Raw genomic sequence first — 17,279 nt, 5'->3', positions numbered from 1 at the left:
TATTTTTATTGGATTTCAATTTCTTTTCTGTTCATACATAATTATACTACACATAGCTATAATTTATCGCCTTATATCCCCATGCCTGAAAGCAGGGGCATTACGGCGATGGATGGTAAAAAAAATGTATTAATCCAAAGAAAAACGATATTTTTTTTAAACATTTTTACTTTTTAAAGAGTAAAATCTTATGACCTGAATTCCAATCAAAACTTATTGACTTTTAAACGAAAAGCGAAAATAAATTGGCAACGATGCGGCTTGAAAGACTGGTTCTTTGGCTATTTTTACTGCTGTCATCCTATTTCTTCAGCCCAAGAAGCTTAGCTGTTGTTTCTCCTCAAGATGAGTTTTTGAACATCTATCTTGCCTTACAAGAAGCTGAGCAGATGGAAAAAAAAGGAGAGATAGCCGGAGCCTTCCAAAGGTATACCGAATGTTGTAAGCGGCTCGAATTGTTGAAAAAAAATTTTCCAGAATGGGAACCGGGGATTCTGAATTTCCGTATTAATTTTGTCAAAGACAAACTGAATCTTCTTGGCCAGAAACTAGGGAAAACGCCTGATGAAGTCCAAAAAAACGTTTTAACTGCTCTCAATGCTTCTAGAACCGAACCACCTTCTTTGGAATCAAATAACGATGTTATTAAAAGTCTTCTTTCCAAACACGACAAAAGTTCAAAGTCCGAGGAAGAGGTTACCAAACTCAAATACCGCATTAGTCAATTAGAAGCTGAATTATCCCAGACAAAAATGAAGCTTGAAGAAGCGGTATCCGAAGCTAATATGCTAAGGAATAGGCTTGCAGCCACACAAAAAGAGCTGGCGATGTTTAAATCAACCAACATCGAAAGCAAAATCACTGCCGTTCTCCAGGAAAACAATTCCTTGAAAGCCAAACTAGCTCAGGCTGAAGCCAAAATAAGGACGCTGCAAGCAGGCAATAGCGAGGCGGGCATTGCCGCCCTTCGAGATCAGCTGAAGGGAGTACAAGAGCAACTTTCTATTTTGGAAAGAGAAAACGAAGTTTTCAGAAACACAGCAAGCACTCTGAAGACACAGTTAGAGATTGCCCAACAGAAACTTGCTGAATCAGCCCGAGACTTAGCAAACGCTCCCAATACCGAGTCTTTAAGAAAAGAAAACGAAATTTTAAGAGGGATTATCAACAGGCAGCTTCAGGAACAAGCTCGAAGAGATTCGGCTAAGAGACTTGTTTTGGAAGAACTACAGAATCTCAAAATCGATTCAAAATTTCTGCAAAAACAGCTTGAATTTTTGTCTTCTCCAGTAGTCACCCTTTCTCCAGAAGAACAAGCTTTACTCAAAGGGCCTATAAATCCCAATCTAAATGAAATCCAACAATCTACTTTTGAAGCCCAGCTCACCAAACCTCCAGAAGAATCTACTCCCCCCGCCCAGTCAAACCCTATGGCTAAGACTGATTCTCCAGAAGGATCCTCAACCGATCATATTCAGAACACAGCTGCAATTGTTCCTCCGGGAACGCAACAAGTCGCCTATCAGCCTTCCCATGAAGGAACTGCGATTCAGTCTGATCCAAAACCACAGACCGATCCTCCTCATTCAGCTGGAAGCAATGAGCTGCAAGCTTCGCTGCCAGAAGACATTCAAAAGCTTGTTGACGAAGCTGCCACTCTTTTTTCTGAGCAACACTATCAAGAGGCAGCAGAAAAGTATCATCAAATCCTGGAAAAATTCCCCAACAGTGTAACTGCTTGGGCTAATTTAGGAGTAATTTATTATCAGCAAGGACAACTCAAAGAAGCTGAAAATGCCTTAGCACAGGCTCTAAAACTTAACCCCAATGATGCCTTTTCTCACTCCATCTTAGGAATTGTATATTACCAGGAAGGGCTTTTTGATAATGCTGTCACCGAACTGACTCGAGCAATAGTTATCAACCCAAACGATCCCAAGACCAGGAATTATCTTGGAATAGCCTGTTCAAAGAAAGGCTGGCAGGAGGCAGCAGAAAAAGAGCTAAGAAAAGCCCTTGAATTGGATCCTAACTATGGGGATGCTCATTTCAACCTTGCTGTCATCTATGCCACCCAACGGCCTCCAGCTAAGGAGCTTGCCAAAAGGCATTATCAGGATGCCCTTAGTCTTGGTATCCCCAAGGATCCTGGGTTGGAAAAATTCCTTGAATAAATTTCCCAAACTTTTATAGAGTGGTGCTGGCATGCCTATCTCTTTCTATGGGATGCAAGGGCCTCAACCGGCTCCATGTAGTTTTTTGGAGTCAACTACTCCGTCCTAAAGGAGGGAGCTTGCAACCAGGCTCCACCTCAGGCTTGCGCGTATCTCGAAAGGCGTGCGGCTTTGGCTTCATCACCCGATGCTTTAGGGACGGCTGACAATCTCCCCGTCCTCACCCAGTCTTGCCAGATGAAAAGCGTTCGCATGCTGATGTTTCTAGCAGCCACTAAATCGGCATGGAGCGTATACCAACAATGGGCGCATACAAACAACAGTCCCTTATTGGGCCGATTCTCCCGCCCAACATGCCAGCAAACCGGCCGTCTCTGGCTTGAGGAATCCGCATCCACCCAATCCGGCACACTCCGCCAGGCAGCCGGATTTTGTAAACCGTCTTGGCTTGCAGCTCCGCAAAACCCCAAGTGCTCCTTTTGCGGTTGGCCTTGCGGCGTTTGACGGAAACCTTCTCTGACTGTCTGCGCTCGGTTCGATAACGGATAGCCTTTAGCCCCTCCATGCCAACCATCGCGTGTGGCTCCGCAAGTGCCCTTCGCTTGCTGCGCACTTCGTCTACTGGCGGCACGCTTGGCCAGGTGCCTTCGGTGTCCACCAGGATAAAAACGACATTTGCCTAGGGTATTGGATTCCACTGCGATGTTCCGTCGGTTCATGTCCACCCCCTTGACCGTGGTGATGAAGGCCTGCAGGTTCCGGTCCAAAGCCTTTTCGATGGCCTTGTCGAGCCCCTTATAGCGCCGGGCTGGTCCAGCCTTTGGCTTTATGAGCCGCGCTCGTATTGGCGCGTTCCCAAAGGATTTTGTAGGCCGCAGCCACTTGCCTGGGCGCCTTGCATGCCATTTGAGCTGGCAGCCCGAACCTCTCGCCCAAATCCTGGGACACCAGCCTTTGCAGTTTCCTGCCTTGCGATATCTTCCCGCCCACAAAAGCGATAGTGGATGCGTGATTCAGGGCGTTACGGTAAGCCAACGCCGTGCACCGCACCGCCTCCTCCTGCTCTTTAGTGAGCATGAGCTTCAGTTTGCACCTCAGCGATTGGGTGGCTGGCAATTTCATTCAGATTGACGAGTATTATGTTTTACTTGTAAAGCATTGCCGCTGCGCGGCGGCGCTATCCCTCCCCGCCTTGAAAGGCGGGGACTCCCGCGCAAATTTGTTGAATATATTAGGCATAAAGCTAGAATTTCAGAAAGAGAGGGAGTACGCTTCCTCTCTCTTAATGGGATTGGCTGGGATCCATCATCCCAAAGAGGATGTTGGAAAAGGCTAGTAGTGTTTGGATCCAGTGCCGGCACATACAGCTTGGAGCCTGAGGGAAAAACCAACCTTGACCTAGGAAGCACAAGTTTTATAAAGCTGCTAGGGAAGACAAATCGACTGCACGCTTAAAGTGTTTATATAGTATTAGTGGCATTGGAGGCGACGGTACAGTCAGTCCGCATGCACCCGAGAATTGCTGGGATAGTGATAGCTTGGAAACAGGCCCAAGTTATCTGGCCAGATTACAGGTGATAAGCACCAGGCTAGAAATACTCTGGATGCCTTTCGGGTGGGAAAAACCAGAGAGAGAGGATAAGAGGTGGCTAGAAAAAAACCCATTGCTTTCTTGAAATAGGAAAATGTCACTATAGCAAAAGATGATTGCATTTAAAAAAAAGGGGAACAGTCGACAGATTCCAAAAGAAGCGGGACTTTTGGAAAGAATTTCTTGGTGTGCTTTTGATTTTTCTAACTCCGCTTTTAGCACGGTTGTTGTAGATCTAGTTTTCAGCCTTTATTTCATAAGGATCATTTGCGCCCATCGAACGGATGCAACCTTTCTGATCACTTTTACAACTTTCCTTAATCAACTCCTCGTTGGTTTGCTTTTGCCTCTTGTTGGCACCTTTTCGGATGTGACAGGAAAAAGAAAGGAGATCGTTCTTGTTTTCTTTACCCTTTGCACCCTGACTACGGCTTATTTAGGAACAACGGTTGAAGGGGAGGTATGGAAAGGATTAATCACTTATGCGATTGCGCATATCAGTTTTTCTTTTTCCGAAAGTCTGGTTGCCAGTTTTCTCCCAGAAATTGCTCCGGAGTCAATGCTTGGGAGAATATCCGGTTGGAGTAGGGCTGCAGGCAATCTAGGAGCCTTCATTAGTCTTATGACAATCTATCCGTTGCTCTCTGCTGGGTTCATCCAATCCAATGTGAATCATATCCGATTATGCTTTCCTTTGGTTGCTCTCATCTATGCGCTTGCAGGCCTTCCTTTTTTTCTTAACACCCACCAAAGAACACCAGGCTCCCAAGCAAACTTTTCCATCGCCTTAAAAAACTTTTATAGCCGTACGGCTCAAATGATCCCTTCTTTACTCAAACAGAAATACGTGCTCCTTTTTTTCTTAGCTTTTTTTCTCTACAGCAGTGGTGCCACAGTCATCATGGTGGTCATTGCTGTCTATTCTCAAATGCAGCTTGGAGTCAGCGGTGCTGAACAAATCTGGCTTTTCTTAACTCTTCAAATAGGTAGTGCTATAGGTGCCTTTATTTTCGGATTTTTAGAAGATACATTTGGTCCCAAAAGAACGCTTCAGCTTAATGTTGGCCTTTGGTTTGTATGTGTGGCCTTAACTCTCTTTTTAGGTCAAAAATGGCTTTTCTTTTTGGTCACTTTTCTTATTGGAACGGCTAACGGCTCCCTTTATTCGGTCAGCAGGGCTCTAATGGGCTTGATATCACCTCCCGAACAGGTGGGCGAATACTTCGGTCTTTGGGGGCTTGTTGGCCGATTGGCTTCAGGCATTGGTCCTTTGGTTTTCGGATTACTTTTTGAAATCAACAAATCATTCCAGACTCCGCTTTTTGCTCCCCTCATCTTTTTCGGGTTGGGGCTCTTTGGCCTGATATTTCTCCCTAACCAAAAACCCACAAAAATTGAAAGCAAAATGCCTGCTCGTGGTTCTTGAGAATAGGAATGATTTTTTATTTAAAGTTTGAAGTCTCAATGACAATCCGATGGCTTTGTCTTTAAGTGTATGTCTATGTTGTTGTCAGTAATCTACTCTAGCAAAAAGATCCCATGAATGAGGCCCCTACCAAAGAGATCATCTTAAAGCCAGCTACAACTGTTGGGCTTAGAGAAAAATTGTCTTGGGGAATATTTGATCTCGGAAATGTCTCTTTTAGTATCGTTCTTGTGGATCTAGTTTTCAGTCTTTATTTCGTCCAAATCGTCTGTGCCCGGAGAACCGATGGGACTTTTCTGTTGGGAATGGCTGCATTTTTCACTCAAATTTTTGTAGCGGTCTTCCTCCCTTTTATCGGCGCCTTATCCGATTGCCTAGCTAAAAGAAAATTTCTTCTTGGGTTCTTCTTTGTAATCTGTATCCTTGCAACAGCTCTTTTAGGAACGACTCACGAAGGGGATGTCTGGAAAAGCCTTTTGTGTTATTCTTTAGCGAATATCGCCTTTTCTTTTACCGAAAATATTTTTTCAAGTTTTCTACCCGAACTGATTTCTCCCTCTTCTGTTGGCAGATTTTCAGGCTGGACAAGAGCTTTTGGGAATATAGGGGGCATTTTTAGCTTATTACTTGTTTATCCTCTTTTAGCTCCAGGCTTTACGGTGTCGAATACGGAACTTCTTCGACTCTGTTTCCCTATCGTTGCAGCTATCTATATGATGTGTGGTTTTCCGCTTTTTTTTAATCTGGAACTTCAAAAAAAATCCACTCCTACCAGAAGTTTTGCTCAAGCACTTCTAAAAATCCTCACTGACCTTAAAGAAACAGCTCTTCTCATTGCCCATAATAAACCCCTACTTCTTTATTTTGCTGCTTCTTTCCTTTTCTTTTCTGCAGCCACCATTCTCATGATTATACTAGCGGTCTATGCGCAGATGGAATACGGCATAACGGGAGCCCAACAGGTAGGCATCTTCCTTTTGATTCAAGCAGGTGGTACTCTTGGTTCTTTTATTTTTGGGTTTTTCCAAGACAAATTGGGATCCCGAAAATCCCTCCAACTAGATCTTTTGCTTTGGATCGGTTGTGTTAGCAGCCTTGTTTTTGCTGAAACAAAAACCTCCTTCTACGTCGCTTCCTTTCTTATTGGTATTGGAAACGGTTCTCTTCTTTCCCTTGCCCGAGCCGTTATGAGTCTTTTATCAGACGAAGACAAAATCGGCAAGCATTTTGGTCTTTGGGGTCTAATTTGCCGGATCGCAACTGGCATTGGTCCTTTGTCTTTTAGCTATCTTTTTATTGCCACAAACTCCTTTAAAACTCCCATGCTCTTACCCCTATGCTACTTCATAGGCAGTTTCATTCTAGTTTCTTTTCTTCCGAAAAGAAAAGCTTAAAAAGCCTACAAGCTCCTTGGAAAAGAGTCCGATCCAATAGATAGAGATTACTTTTTTTTATTCACTCTTGGATTAAAAAGTGGCTTTTCTTTTGTCTTTCTTCTTTAGCTTTCGTTAATTTTCTACGGTAGAAGGGTTTGCTTCTTATACTGAAGATAGCCTTCTTTCTATTGCTCTCATTCTAAGGACTGCTCCTTATTTTGCTTTACAGAAGCTCCTGAGATTCCATTCCCTTTAGTAGGTGATTTTTGTTTCCACCGATCCCATAGACTTTCTACCCACAGATAAAATACAGGAAGAACTACAAGATCTAAAAGCGTTGAAGAAAGAACCCCTCCAATAACAACAATCGCTAAAGGCCTTTGTACTTCAGCTCCGGGACCTTGAGCAAAGGCCATGGGGAAGAACCCTAAACTTGCCACCAACGCAGTAGCTAATACTGGCCGCAGTCGGATAAGCGCTCCTTCTTCGATCGCTTGTTCTAGCGGATATCCACAAAGGCGGATGCGGTTAATGGCTCCTAACAATACAAGTCCTTCTAGAATAGCCACTCCGGATACAGCAATAAAGCCTATCCATGCTGAAATACTGAAAGGAAGAGCTGTCAACACAAGGGAAAAGATGCCTCCTGTAATCGCCAGCGGAATTGAAAAAAAGACAATAATGCAATGCCTGAAATTTTTGAAAAGAAAATAAAGGAGCATCATAATTGCCAAAGAGGCCATAGGAACAACCACTTTCAATGTTTCTTTGGCTTCGATAAAATTCCTGTAGAGTCCACCGACTTCATAAAAATAGCCTGGGGGAAAATGCACCCACCGATTGATCTTCTCTGTGGCTTCCTTAACAAAGCTTTCTAAATCCCTTCTTTCAAGGTCTACAAGCAAGGCGATCCGACGGATACCATTTTCCCTAGAAATGGATCGGAGTCGATTTTCGTAGCTTGCAGAAGCAACCTGTGATAAGGAGAGGATGCCACCAGTACCTGAACGTATTGGCAGAGAAAGCAAAGCATTGATATTGTTTCTTTCTAGATCTGAAAATCTGACAACAATATCATAGCGTCTGACTCCATCGATGAGTTGTCCAACTGTCTTTCCTCCTAAGGCTCCAGAGACAGCCTCATTAATTTCACTGGATTGGACGACATATTTTGCCATGGCAAGGCGATCAGGGATGATTTCCAGAGATGGGGCCACACCAGAGGTTTCAAAGGCTAGGCCTACCACGCCACGGACATTTTCTAGTAGCTTTTTAATTTGTTCCGTCAGCGAATAAATGGTCAAATAATCGGAACCAAAAACTTTAAAGGCCACATCCGCTTTAACGCCTTGGAGCATGTCATTGAACCGGTTTTCAATAGGTTGAGAGAAAATCATTGCTTGGCCTGGAACTTTGAGCTTTATTTCTTCTTCCATCAGATCTTCCAGATCCTCTTTAGAAATCGGTTTGCCATTAATCTTTCTCCATTCCGATTTGGGTTTTAAGATAACGTAAAGCTCAGGTTCATTTGGACTTGCTGGGTCGGTGGCTATATCCGCCATTCCGATACGCGAATAGACATAGCGGATTTCAGGGAAAGATTGGAGCAGCACTTCTTCGGTTTTCTTTTCCATTTCTACACAAGCTTCTATCCCAATAGTATTTTCCCTAAAAATATTGATGTCATAGGAGCCCTCATCAAGCTTAGGTACAAAATCTGCTCCCAAAGAACCAAACTTTAAAATCGCAATGAGAAAGAACAAGAGAGCCACCCCTACAAAAAACCAACCATGGTTCAGAGTAAACCTAAGAAAAGGCCGATAGATTTTTTTTAATAGGTTGAACTCTCTACCACGATTCTGAAAATCTTTTGTTCTTCCCAAGACAGTCGCTGAAATGACAGGGATAAAAGTGAAACTAACTAAAATGGAACCAATCAAGGCAAAGATAACGGTTATGGCCATGGGCCTAAAAGTCTTAGCTGCCACCCCGCTTAAACTAAGAATGGGGACGTACACAAAAGTAATGATTAAAACCCCTATGAGCACCGATTGGCCTACTTCAGAAATAGTTTCTTTGACTATTAACTCTTTGTCTTTTTTAGAAAGACAGCTGCCTAGCTTCGATTGGCTTTCAGCAAGTTTCCTAAGAATGTTTTCTACCATTATGACCGCTCCATCGACAATGAGACCAAAATCGATGGCTCCCAGACTCATCAAATTACCAGACAAATGAAAAAGCCTCATTCCGTAGAGAGCAAAAAGAAAGGAAAGAGGAATGGTGAAAGAAACAATTAAAGAAGCCTTCCAATCGGCCAAAATAAAAAAGAGGATTAGAGCCACAAGAGTGGCCCCTTCCAGAAGATTAGAAAAAGCGGTGTGAATCACCTGGTCAATAAATTCTGAGCGGTTATAGAGTACTTCTATTTTGACCCCTTCTGGTAACTGCCGCTCGATTTGCTGGATCTTTTGAAACACCTTCTGAGAAACCGTTCTTCCATTAGCTCCGACCCGCATGATCACAGTCCCAAGGACCATTTCCCTTCCGTTGACCAAAGCTGCGCCCACTCTAATTTTGGCTCCTACTGCCACCGCCGCTACATCTTTAACTAAGAGCGGCTTTGTCCAACCCGGATATTTTATAGGCAAGATTTCTATCTGAGGCAGATCTTCTACTCTACCTACGGCTCTAACTGTCATTTGCTCTCCAGCCCTTTTTATATAGGCTCCACCAACATTCTCCACATTCTTCCCAACGATCTGACTAAGTTCCTTGACCGTCAGCCCTAGGTTCATCAATTTTTCTGGATCAGGCATTACCAGAATTTCCTTATCATACCCACCAAGCGTATTCACCTCTGCCACTCCAGGGACCATCCGAAGCTGCGGCTTAATCTGATATTCCTGAATGAGCTTCAATTCCATCAGCTCTTCCAAACGGCTTTTGGGCTTATTGGGATGGTCCTTTTCCCAATCAAGGGCATACACAAAAACCTCTCCTAAACCTGTACTGATCGGGCCAAGTCTTGGTACAAGGCCTTGGGGAATTTTATCCAGCGCTGTAATGAGTCTTTCGCCCGTAAGCTGCCTAGCCCTGTAAATATCCGTACCATCTTTGAAGACTAAGGTGATCTGAGAAATGCCAAACTTGCTTACAGAACGCATTTCTTCAAGGCCAGGTATCCCTGAACATTCCCTTTCCAAAGGAAAAGTAATAAGCTTTTCGATTTCTTCTGGAGCAAAATCCCTTACAGGAGTAATAATCTGCACCTGCACATTGGAAATATCTGGAACGGCGTCGATAGACAGATGTGTTGCCGTATAAAGACCAGCAGAAAGATATAAAAACAACAGGAGGTAGACAAAAGGCTTATGAGAAAGCAACGTAGTAGCGAATTTTTCCAACATGCCTCCTAGCTACAAAATAGCTTTTCTAGCTTAAAAAAAGGGGGATAATGAAAAAAAACTCGCTATCAAATTGACATAGCCGATTTCCCTACAAAAGTAGATTTTCAAAAAATACCCTCTTTTCTATTAACTTTTAATCATCCTATAGCTGCCACCCTTAAAAAGGAATGCTTGATTTTTTGTATTAAAAAATCTATGCTTGTATATTCCTAGTCAGAAGATGAGAGCGAAAAGGCTGGAGGTAATGAAGGTAAAATTCTTTAAAAAACTGCTAGCACTTATTTGGTAATAGCATGCCATCTGTTTTTTAGTTTTTATCTTCCTATGAAACAAACAGAAAAAGATAAGCCTCTTGCTATCCGAGTCGTTCTACTGAAAAAACTTTTTTTTCTTTTTATCTCCTGGTTTTTGCCCTGTGAGCTTTTGACTGTCCGCAGACTAGGGAAAAACTATGCCCATCCCAAACGATTCTTAACTTCCCTGGGTATTCTTCTGGTGTTAGCCTGGCTAAATAAGCAAAGCAGCCATTCTGAAATCACAGTCGTTCTTCTCTTTTCTGGGTTCTTAACTCTAATCTACTTTTACCAAACCTTTCTTGTCTACTTTGAAGAAGAAAAGAAAAAGATCCAACGCAATCCCTTATTTTGGGGCGTGCCCCTTTTTGGGCTACCGCAAAACCAATGGTTCTGGTTTCTTATCCAGCCGGCTCTTATTTTAGGCTTTGCTTTTATTGCCTCGTTTTTTTCTAAGACCCTTTTCTACTATTTTTTGCTCTCAGCTCCTTTGCTTTGGATATTCCGAAGCCTCTCATTCTGGTTTTATAAGGACAAAAGCACCCAGCCTCCATGGACCGATATTTCTTGTGGGCAGGAAGAACCAACTGTTAGCCAGGATCGATCAGAGATTATCCGGTGGGCAGAGAAATTAGACTTAAGACTCAATGCTAGATCTCTTTCCTTAGTTGTTCTAGGCTTTTTGGCTCTTGGCCTGCTTATGTTCTATAAAAGAGATAGCTTCCTTTCTCTATTCCAATCGAGAGTAGAGATATCGAAGGTGCTAGAAAAAGAAGAAGCAAAACTTTCCAGTTCCATGCCTTATAGCTGGACACTAAAGACAGCTTTAAGCAAAGAAGAACTTTTCTTTGATTTTTCTCAGCTCTTAGAAAAATACAAAGCTCATCCCTCTTCCTTCATTCAGCAACTGTGGAATTATTGGAAAGATGAAACAGCGCAGATCGTTTGCGGACAGTTTAGGGCAAATCGCATAGAACCAGTATGGGCTCCATTCACTGGAATCATGATTGTATGGGTTCCAACAGAAGCATCGAAAGAAGGAGGACAACCAGCTGAGCTCTGGACTTACGTAGAAACTCCTGCATCTCTTTACAAAAAGCTTTCCCAAGCTTTTTCTAAGCAGCTTGCACCAACCGTTACCTTTGGAAAAGAACTTAAAGCCTATCTATTCGATGTCACCACTACAAATAATATGATGATTTTCCACTGCGTCATTCCATTTTCTTTTAGCTTAGAAATCGCTGGTTGTACTGTATCCCAATCTCCTCGACCTTATTACAGCCTGAACGAATATCAAAAGCAGGGACAAAAAATCAAAGAGTATATTATCAAAAGACAGAGGGAGCTATTGGCGGAATTAAAGAATGGCCCATTGACCAAAGAAAAACTTGAAGAAATTAAGAAAGAAGCTGCGCTTCTAAAAACAAAACTTGTTGAACTCAATAATAAATGATAAGGCCATTTTTTGTCATGAAACAATTTCCTTTACTCCTTTTCTGCATACTCCTGTTCATCTCGCCATTGGAAGCTGCTATCGGTTCTGAAACCGAAGAGCTCGATAAGGCCATTGAACAAGCCCAAAAGCAATTGGAAACACACCAGAATAAAAAAACAGATGGTCTTCAGCCAACAGAAAGAGCATCGACCGGTTCTACTTTACCCATTTATTCACCTAAAAAAAGTCATCTTGTCTCCACTCAAAACTTTTCTACCTACATCAAAGAACATAAAGTGAAAAATCTCTGGGTCTATGGGCATTTTAAAGTTGTTGGTTTTAATAAAAAAAATAAAGCACTGATAGCAAAAGCTGATATCAAAGGATTTTTACCTTTAATTCAAACCATCCTAACCCCTAAAACCCGATTTATTTTTATAAACCCACAGGAACAACGGACCTTAACAAGACTGGAACCTGGGGATAGTTTTTATATTTCCCCAAGACACCCAGCCTATGTTTTGAGAATCATCCCTAAGAGTGGTGAAAATGAAAACATAGTTAAAGCTGTGTTTTCTCCTCAACCCAAAAACCAGCTCTTTTCTTCTAAAAACAGTCGATAATTCTCTCTTAACGAACCCTTTGTTCCCTATCCTTTGTCTAAATTCCTTGGAATAGTGGCCTCAGCCTATGGATACAGAACGGATAGGATAAAACAAGAGGATTCTGTATTCCGATCTTTTACCCTAAAGAGCAACGGACAGGGCGGGATTCGAACCCGCGATGGGGTTTTGTCCCCATTCTCGATTTCGAGTCGAGCGCCTTCATCCGCTCAGCCACCTGTCCTAGCGGGTTAACTGATATAAGATCACTTTAACCAAAAAACAGCTAAACAAAAAGAAATTTTCTTTGAGCTAAAGACCTATTCCTAATCTGTTCGCGCCTACCTTATGCTACTTTTCATTACCAGCCCTTTTCATCCTACTTTTCTCACTGGCTTCCTCTAGCGGCCTTGTCTTTTTTGTAGCTATCTCTATTCAAATCAAGCTTTCTTTTCGTTTCTTATAGAAAATCCACTTAGTTTACTAAGGATAGCTAAAAGCTAGGCTAAAATTGGTTATTGAAGTTGTTTTTCAAGATTAGCAATGAGATTAATAAACTCTTCAGCACTTTTTGCTTTTAACAATTGCTGTCTATTGGTCGCTACAATCCTTGCCAATGACCCAACTACAATAATATCGTTGGTGTTAAGTTTCTTAGGAGCACCTATTACAAAAATCAGGCGCACTAAATGAGCAGCCTCTCTAAAAAACACCCCCGAAGGGAAAAGGCCAGCAGCTATGACTAACTCTTTAACTACTTCACTGCGGATATGCGGAAAAGCGACTTCTTGTTCAAACCAGGTCATCCCCAATTTTTCAGCTTCTAAGACTGCCTCTAAGAAAGTATCAAAAGATTGAAGCAGTGGACTATGTTCGAGGATTTTGGCAACCTTAGTTATTGCTTCAAATTTATCTCTGGCTGATAAATTTACTAGAACTCGATCCTGGGTCAATACATCAGAGAGATTCATCGTTCACTCATTCATAATCACCGCTTGTCCAATCAAGAGCAGAGCTCCTTCATACGTTACTCCTCCACTGTTGCTCCACTCCAACGCAGCTTTCTTCTTAAAATTTCAAAAAAATTCCGCTCCTCTAAAAACCCCAGAATAACTTTTTTAGGGCTCGCCTCAATTTCAAGCCAATCCCCAGGATGAAGATCTCCGTAGGCAATCCCATCATATTCAAGTCGTACTGGCCCTCCGCCCAGTGGGATAGAAAAACGCAAAGTGACCTCTTCAGGAAACACTAATGACCGATTTGTCAACGTATGAGGACAAATAGGATTAAGAGTAAAAACTTCAGACTCAGGCATAATAATTGGACCTCCCGTCGACAAAGCATAGGCTGTAGAACCGGTAGGAGTGGAAACAACAAGACCGTCGGATTGAAATTCGGTCACGAGGTTTCCCTGGGCAAAAACATCAATTGTCGCCATATGGGAAAAAGCTCCTCTAAAAAGGACAATATCGTTCAAAGAACAAGGAATTTCAAAATTATTTCCATAAGCAGAGCCGACGGCCCTAAGCACCATTCTAGGACTCTTTCTGAAACGCCCTTGCAATATATTGGGTAGCTGCGGCAGAATTTCTTCTCTGGAAACTGCCGTAAGGAATCCTAAACTACCAGTATTCACTCCTAGAATAGGAACAGGAGAGGGAAAGATTTCATGGGCTATTCTGATAATGGTTCCATCCCCCCCAGCAACCAAAATCAGGTCCACCTCCTCAGAGAATCGGCTTATAGAAATGCCTCTTTGCCCAATAAGCCTGGCGGTGGAATCCTCCAATAAAAAAGCTATCTTTTCTTTATTAAAATATTCCACAAGCTCCAAAAGAAGTTCAAAAGCCCCCCTTTTCTCTTTATTAACGAAAAGACCAACACGTAATAAAGACATAGATAATAGAAGATTTTCCCTCCATTATTAGCACAATAAGTTGTTCTCTTTTAACCGCAATCTTTTTATCCGAATCTTTAACCTAAAAAAAGATCGGTGAATATTCAGCTTTATCCATTGTTTTTTTTCTAAATTGAGCTTTCCCTTTAGAAAATCTTTCTTAAAAGATTTTCTTTTGATGAACCCAATTGAGGTGCTAACAGTTGGCCACAGTTGTTACGACCTTTCTTTTTATGTAGAAAAAGACCCCAAGAGCGATGAGAAAATCTATGCACTAGACCTAATTATTTGCGGAGGAGGACCAGGGGCAAACGCCGCCGTGGTTGTTAGAAGATTAGGCGGCACATCGGCATTCTGTGGGTATGTTGGTAGGGATGATTTCGGCGAAAAAATCCTTGAAGAATTCAAGCGGGAAGGAGTGGACACACGCTTAGTCCAACGCGGGAACGCACCTACTCCGGTTGCTTGTTGTTTAGTTAAACCCGATGGCCAAAGAGCGGTCATTAACTACAAAAAATCGACCCCTCAGCTCTCTGGAGAAGGCATCAATACAACATTGCTTAAGCCTAAAGTCATCCTTTTCGATGGACATGAGCTGGCCGCTTCTCAAGAATTTCTAAAATTAGCCAAGAAAGAAAAAATCCTAACCGTACTGGATGCTGGCTCATTTCATGAGGGCACAAGAGTCCTTGCCCCAGAAGTAGATTATGTCGTTGCCTCAGAAAAGTTTGTATTACAAAAAACATCTTCCAACAATTCCTATACTGCATTCGAACAGGTTTCAAAAGAATACAAAAATTTTGTACTGACGCTTGGCCCAAAAGGGTTATTGTGGAAATGCCAAGGACAAGAAGGTAAGATGAAAAGCTTGCCAATCAAAGCGGTGGACACCAATGGGGCAGGAGATGCTTTTCATGGAGCTTTTTCTTTGGGACTAGCTCGTGGATTCGACTGGAAAGAACTTCTTTTTTTTTCGACCATAACAGCTACTTTAAGTTGTACACGAAAAGGGGCAAGGACCTCTTTCCCAACAAAAGAAGAGGTTGAGAGCGAGCTAAAAAAGATAGAAGCTAGTACTCTCTTTGATGAAAATCATTAAAGAAACCCCAACAGAGAACCCTTGCTGTTCAGCCTTCAAGGAATAGGCACTAGATGCTCAGAGTTATTCGATATCCATTTTTTTTGATATCCTTCTATTTTTGCTTTTTAGAGACTCTCATTCTTTCTGCTCATCTTTTGACGACGAATGAACCTTGTTCCTATCCAACCTGTTCGTCACGGTGGATTCATGGGAAAATAATGCAATCTTCTTTCCTACTAAGTCAGTTGGGGCTTTGTCCTATTGAGACAGACCGGTTCATTGGATGGATTGAAGGAATACATAAAGGAATCGGTAATTCTGTCGATTTTGTAGACGATACTCTGCTAATAAGAGAAAAAAAAGAATCAAATCCTAAAACCCTAAAAATCCATAGTAGCTATCCTTTCATTGAAGCATGGGTTCTATGCCAGATAGAAGATATTGGGAATATGGTTGCTGCCGTTCGGTCTCGCAATGCGAATGGAGATGATATAAGAGTAGAAGTCTTTGATCTAGAAAATGGAAAACTCATAAAAACAGAACGTAGTCAAGAAGTAGCCTTTGGAACCAAGGCATGGGAACAGCTTTTAAGAGCAGACGTCGATTTCCTTCCTTTTTGCATTCGTCATGAAAACACCGGAAAGGATGATCCAGTAAGAGTGGAAACGAAATATAATACTAAAAACACAATAATTACTATTATTATGCAAAGTGGAGGAAGAACTATCCTGGAAAACCCAGGAAAATGCTTAGAAGCTAAAGTAGCAAAAAATGGGACGGTTGGTTGGATACGGATCTCCAAAGAAACGGATAGATCTTTTGTAGAAATCTATAGGGAAGGCAAAATAATCTTAAGAATCTTTGGGAAATATCAGAAACTGAAAAACTGGTATTTTGAAAAGGAAGGCCGTGGGATCGTGCTCTGTTCGTTTGATGAAGAATCTCCCCCTTATTACGAGCGTTATGACTTGAGCAGCTTAAGAAAAACAGATAGCGATGAAGAATCTCTAGATCAATGGACAGAACTAAAGCCTTGGGCTAAACCGTTGGATGCTTTAGGTAAAAATATCTTTTTGCCTTCCTTTTCCTATACAGAACCCTTTGAATAAAAAAAAATGCGCCATGAGACTTGAGTACCTTTTATTGGAGGGATCCCCAAGAAAAACAAAGCAGAAAAGGCTAATTTTTTCTTCCATGCAAGTAGAAAAAAGGGAGCGGCATCTGCTTTAGTCTTTTAAAATAGACTAATGAGAGTTTTTTTTTGTACCTCTGTATGTTTTTAAACCGAAAAAGAACGGAAACATTTTTCCTCTTTAATTAATGAATTTTTCATGCGCTTGCTCTCCTTAATTCTTTTGCTATTGCTTGTTGCCTTCGGTTTTCTTCTATACTATGTAACAGAGCCCTTTTTCTTTCCTGGACTTCCCGTTTTCCACTGCAAAGCCTCATGGTATGTAGACAGTCTTACTGCTTCAGGAGAGCATTATGACTTTTTGGCGCTCTCCGCAGCTCACAAAACCCTTCCTCTTGGTAGCTATGTCGTTGTGAAAAACCTACGGAACCATAAAACGGTTCTTGTTAGAATTAATGACAGAGGGCCTTATGTCGCTGGTCGTTGCCTGGATTTATCCAAGAGGGCCGCATGGCGGCTGGGCATGTTGAAGGAGGGAGTAGTCGATGTGCATATGCAAGTGATCTGGCCTCCTCCTTTCCTCAATAAGAAACTAAAAAATGCCGATCAATGAAACCTAAAAAGGATGGAGTCAAAAAGAATGTCTATGCTTTTGGCTCAAGGTAACACCCGGATAACAAGCGGCACAAAAAAGAGCTAGGAAATTCAACAGTCTTTTAGCAATCCATCTCCCCGTTCGATCTTTACCATCCATCGCCGTAATGCCCCTGCCTTCAGGCATGGGGATATAAGGCGATAAATTATAGCTATGTGTAGTATAATTATGTATGAACAGAAAAGAACAATTGAAATCCAATAAAAATAT

At 42.1% G+C, this 17,279-nt stretch carries 13 protein-coding genes and 1 tRNA gene; 8 read left to right on the top strand and 6 right to left on the bottom strand.

The features are described from left to right. Nucleotides 1–254 precede the first annotated feature (254 nt). Complete coding sequence (locus tag A7Q09_RS08900) at nucleotides 255–2,174, top strand: tetratricopeptide repeat protein (protein WP_244228629.1); 1,920 nt, start codon at nucleotides 255–257, stop codon at nucleotides 2,172–2,174. A gap of 137 nt (nucleotides 2,175–2,311) precedes the next feature. On the opposite strand, the gene A7Q09_RS10755 is transcribed toward A7Q09_RS08900, so the two are convergent. Next, complete coding sequence (locus A7Q09_RS10755; protein ID WP_134391105.1) at nucleotides 2,312–2,893, bottom strand: zinc ribbon domain-containing protein; 582 nt, start codon at nucleotides 2,891–2,893, stop codon at nucleotides 2,312–2,314. Nucleotides 2,894–3,877: 984 nt separating this feature from the next. Between A7Q09_RS10755 and A7Q09_RS08890 the strand changes: the two genes are divergently transcribed. Together A7Q09_RS08890 and A7Q09_RS08885 are read left to right on the top strand one after the other, a co-directional pair. Beyond that, nucleotides 3,878–5,191: an MFS transporter gene (locus tag A7Q09_RS08890; protein ID WP_134391104.1), complete on the top strand. Its 1,314-nt coding sequence runs from the start codon at nucleotides 3,878–3,880 to the stop codon at nucleotides 5,189–5,191. 113 nt (nucleotides 5,192–5,304) lie between these two features. Continuing rightward, nucleotides 5,305–6,585, top strand: a complete 1,281-nt coding sequence (locus tag A7Q09_RS08885) for an MFS transporter (protein WP_134391103.1) — start codon at nucleotides 5,305–5,307, stop codon at nucleotides 6,583–6,585. A gap of 176 nt (nucleotides 6,586–6,761) precedes the next feature. On the opposite strand, the gene A7Q09_RS08880 is transcribed toward A7Q09_RS08885, so the two are convergent. Further along, complete coding sequence (locus tag A7Q09_RS08880; RefSeq protein ID WP_244228628.1) at nucleotides 6,762–9,974, bottom strand: efflux RND transporter permease subunit; 3,213 nt, start codon at nucleotides 9,972–9,974, stop codon at nucleotides 6,762–6,764. A gap of 324 nt (nucleotides 9,975–10,298) precedes the next feature. Between A7Q09_RS08880 and A7Q09_RS08875 the strand changes: the two genes are divergently transcribed. Together A7Q09_RS08875 and A7Q09_RS08870 are read left to right on the top strand one after the other, a co-directional pair. After that, complete coding sequence (locus A7Q09_RS08875) at nucleotides 10,299–11,720, top strand: hypothetical protein (protein ID WP_134391102.1); 1,422 nt, start codon at nucleotides 10,299–10,301, stop codon at nucleotides 11,718–11,720. Nucleotides 11,721–11,737: 17 nt separating this feature from the next. Then, on the top strand, nucleotides 11,738–12,325 hold the full coding sequence (locus A7Q09_RS08870; protein ID WP_134391101.1) for a hypothetical protein: 588 nt from the start codon (nucleotides 11,738–11,740) through the stop codon (nucleotides 12,323–12,325). Between the two features lie 134 nt (nucleotides 12,326–12,459). Here the strand turns inward: A7Q09_RS08870 and A7Q09_RS08865 are convergent. The 3 genes from A7Q09_RS08865 to A7Q09_RS08855 all read right to left on the bottom strand — a co-directional run bounded on the left by A7Q09_RS08865 (nucleotide 12,460) and on the right by A7Q09_RS08855 (nucleotide 14,201). Continuing rightward, nucleotides 12,460–12,548 (bottom strand) — tRNA-Ser (locus tag A7Q09_RS08865). Between the two features lie 271 nt (nucleotides 12,549–12,819). Next, nucleotides 12,820–13,275: a PTS sugar transporter subunit IIA gene (locus A7Q09_RS08860; protein ID WP_134391100.1), complete on the bottom strand. Its 456-nt coding sequence runs from the start codon at nucleotides 13,273–13,275 to the stop codon at nucleotides 12,820–12,822. A 56-nt stretch (nucleotides 13,276–13,331) separates the two neighbouring features. Beyond that, nucleotides 13,332–14,201, bottom strand: a complete 870-nt coding sequence (locus tag A7Q09_RS08855; RefSeq protein ID WP_134391099.1) for an NAD(+)/NADH kinase — start codon at nucleotides 14,199–14,201, stop codon at nucleotides 13,332–13,334. A gap of 178 nt (nucleotides 14,202–14,379) precedes the next feature. On the opposite strand from A7Q09_RS08855, the gene A7Q09_RS08850 reads away from it, so the two are divergent. From A7Q09_RS08850 to A7Q09_RS11150, 3 genes are all read left to right on the top strand, one after another. Continuing rightward, complete coding sequence (locus A7Q09_RS08850) at nucleotides 14,380–15,300, top strand: carbohydrate kinase family protein (RefSeq protein WP_244228627.1); 921 nt, start codon at nucleotides 14,380–14,382, stop codon at nucleotides 15,298–15,300. A 53-nt stretch (nucleotides 15,301–15,353) separates the two neighbouring features. Continuing rightward, nucleotides 15,354–16,391: a hypothetical protein gene (locus A7Q09_RS08845; protein WP_134391098.1), complete on the top strand. Its 1,038-nt coding sequence runs from the start codon at nucleotides 15,354–15,356 to the stop codon at nucleotides 16,389–16,391. Between the two features lie 222 nt (nucleotides 16,392–16,613). Further along, on the top strand, nucleotides 16,614–17,027 hold the full coding sequence (locus A7Q09_RS11150) for a septal ring lytic transglycosylase RlpA family protein (protein WP_134391097.1): 414 nt from the start codon (nucleotides 16,614–16,616) through the stop codon (nucleotides 17,025–17,027). 18 nt (nucleotides 17,028–17,045) lie between these two features. Here the strand turns inward: A7Q09_RS11150 and A7Q09_RS10550 are convergent. Further along, the coding region (locus A7Q09_RS10550; protein WP_166791969.1) for a hypothetical protein at nucleotides 17,046–17,279 on the bottom strand (234 nt) is incomplete at its 5' end.

Origin of the sequence: Methylacidiphilum sp. Yel, assembly GCF_004421185.1 — a bacterium.
Classification (GTDB): Bacteria; Verrucomicrobiota; Verrucomicrobiia; order Methylacidiphilales; family Methylacidiphilaceae; genus Methylacidiphilum.
Note: the sequence above shows the minus strand (reverse complement) of the source record. Positions and strands in the feature narration are given on the sequence as shown.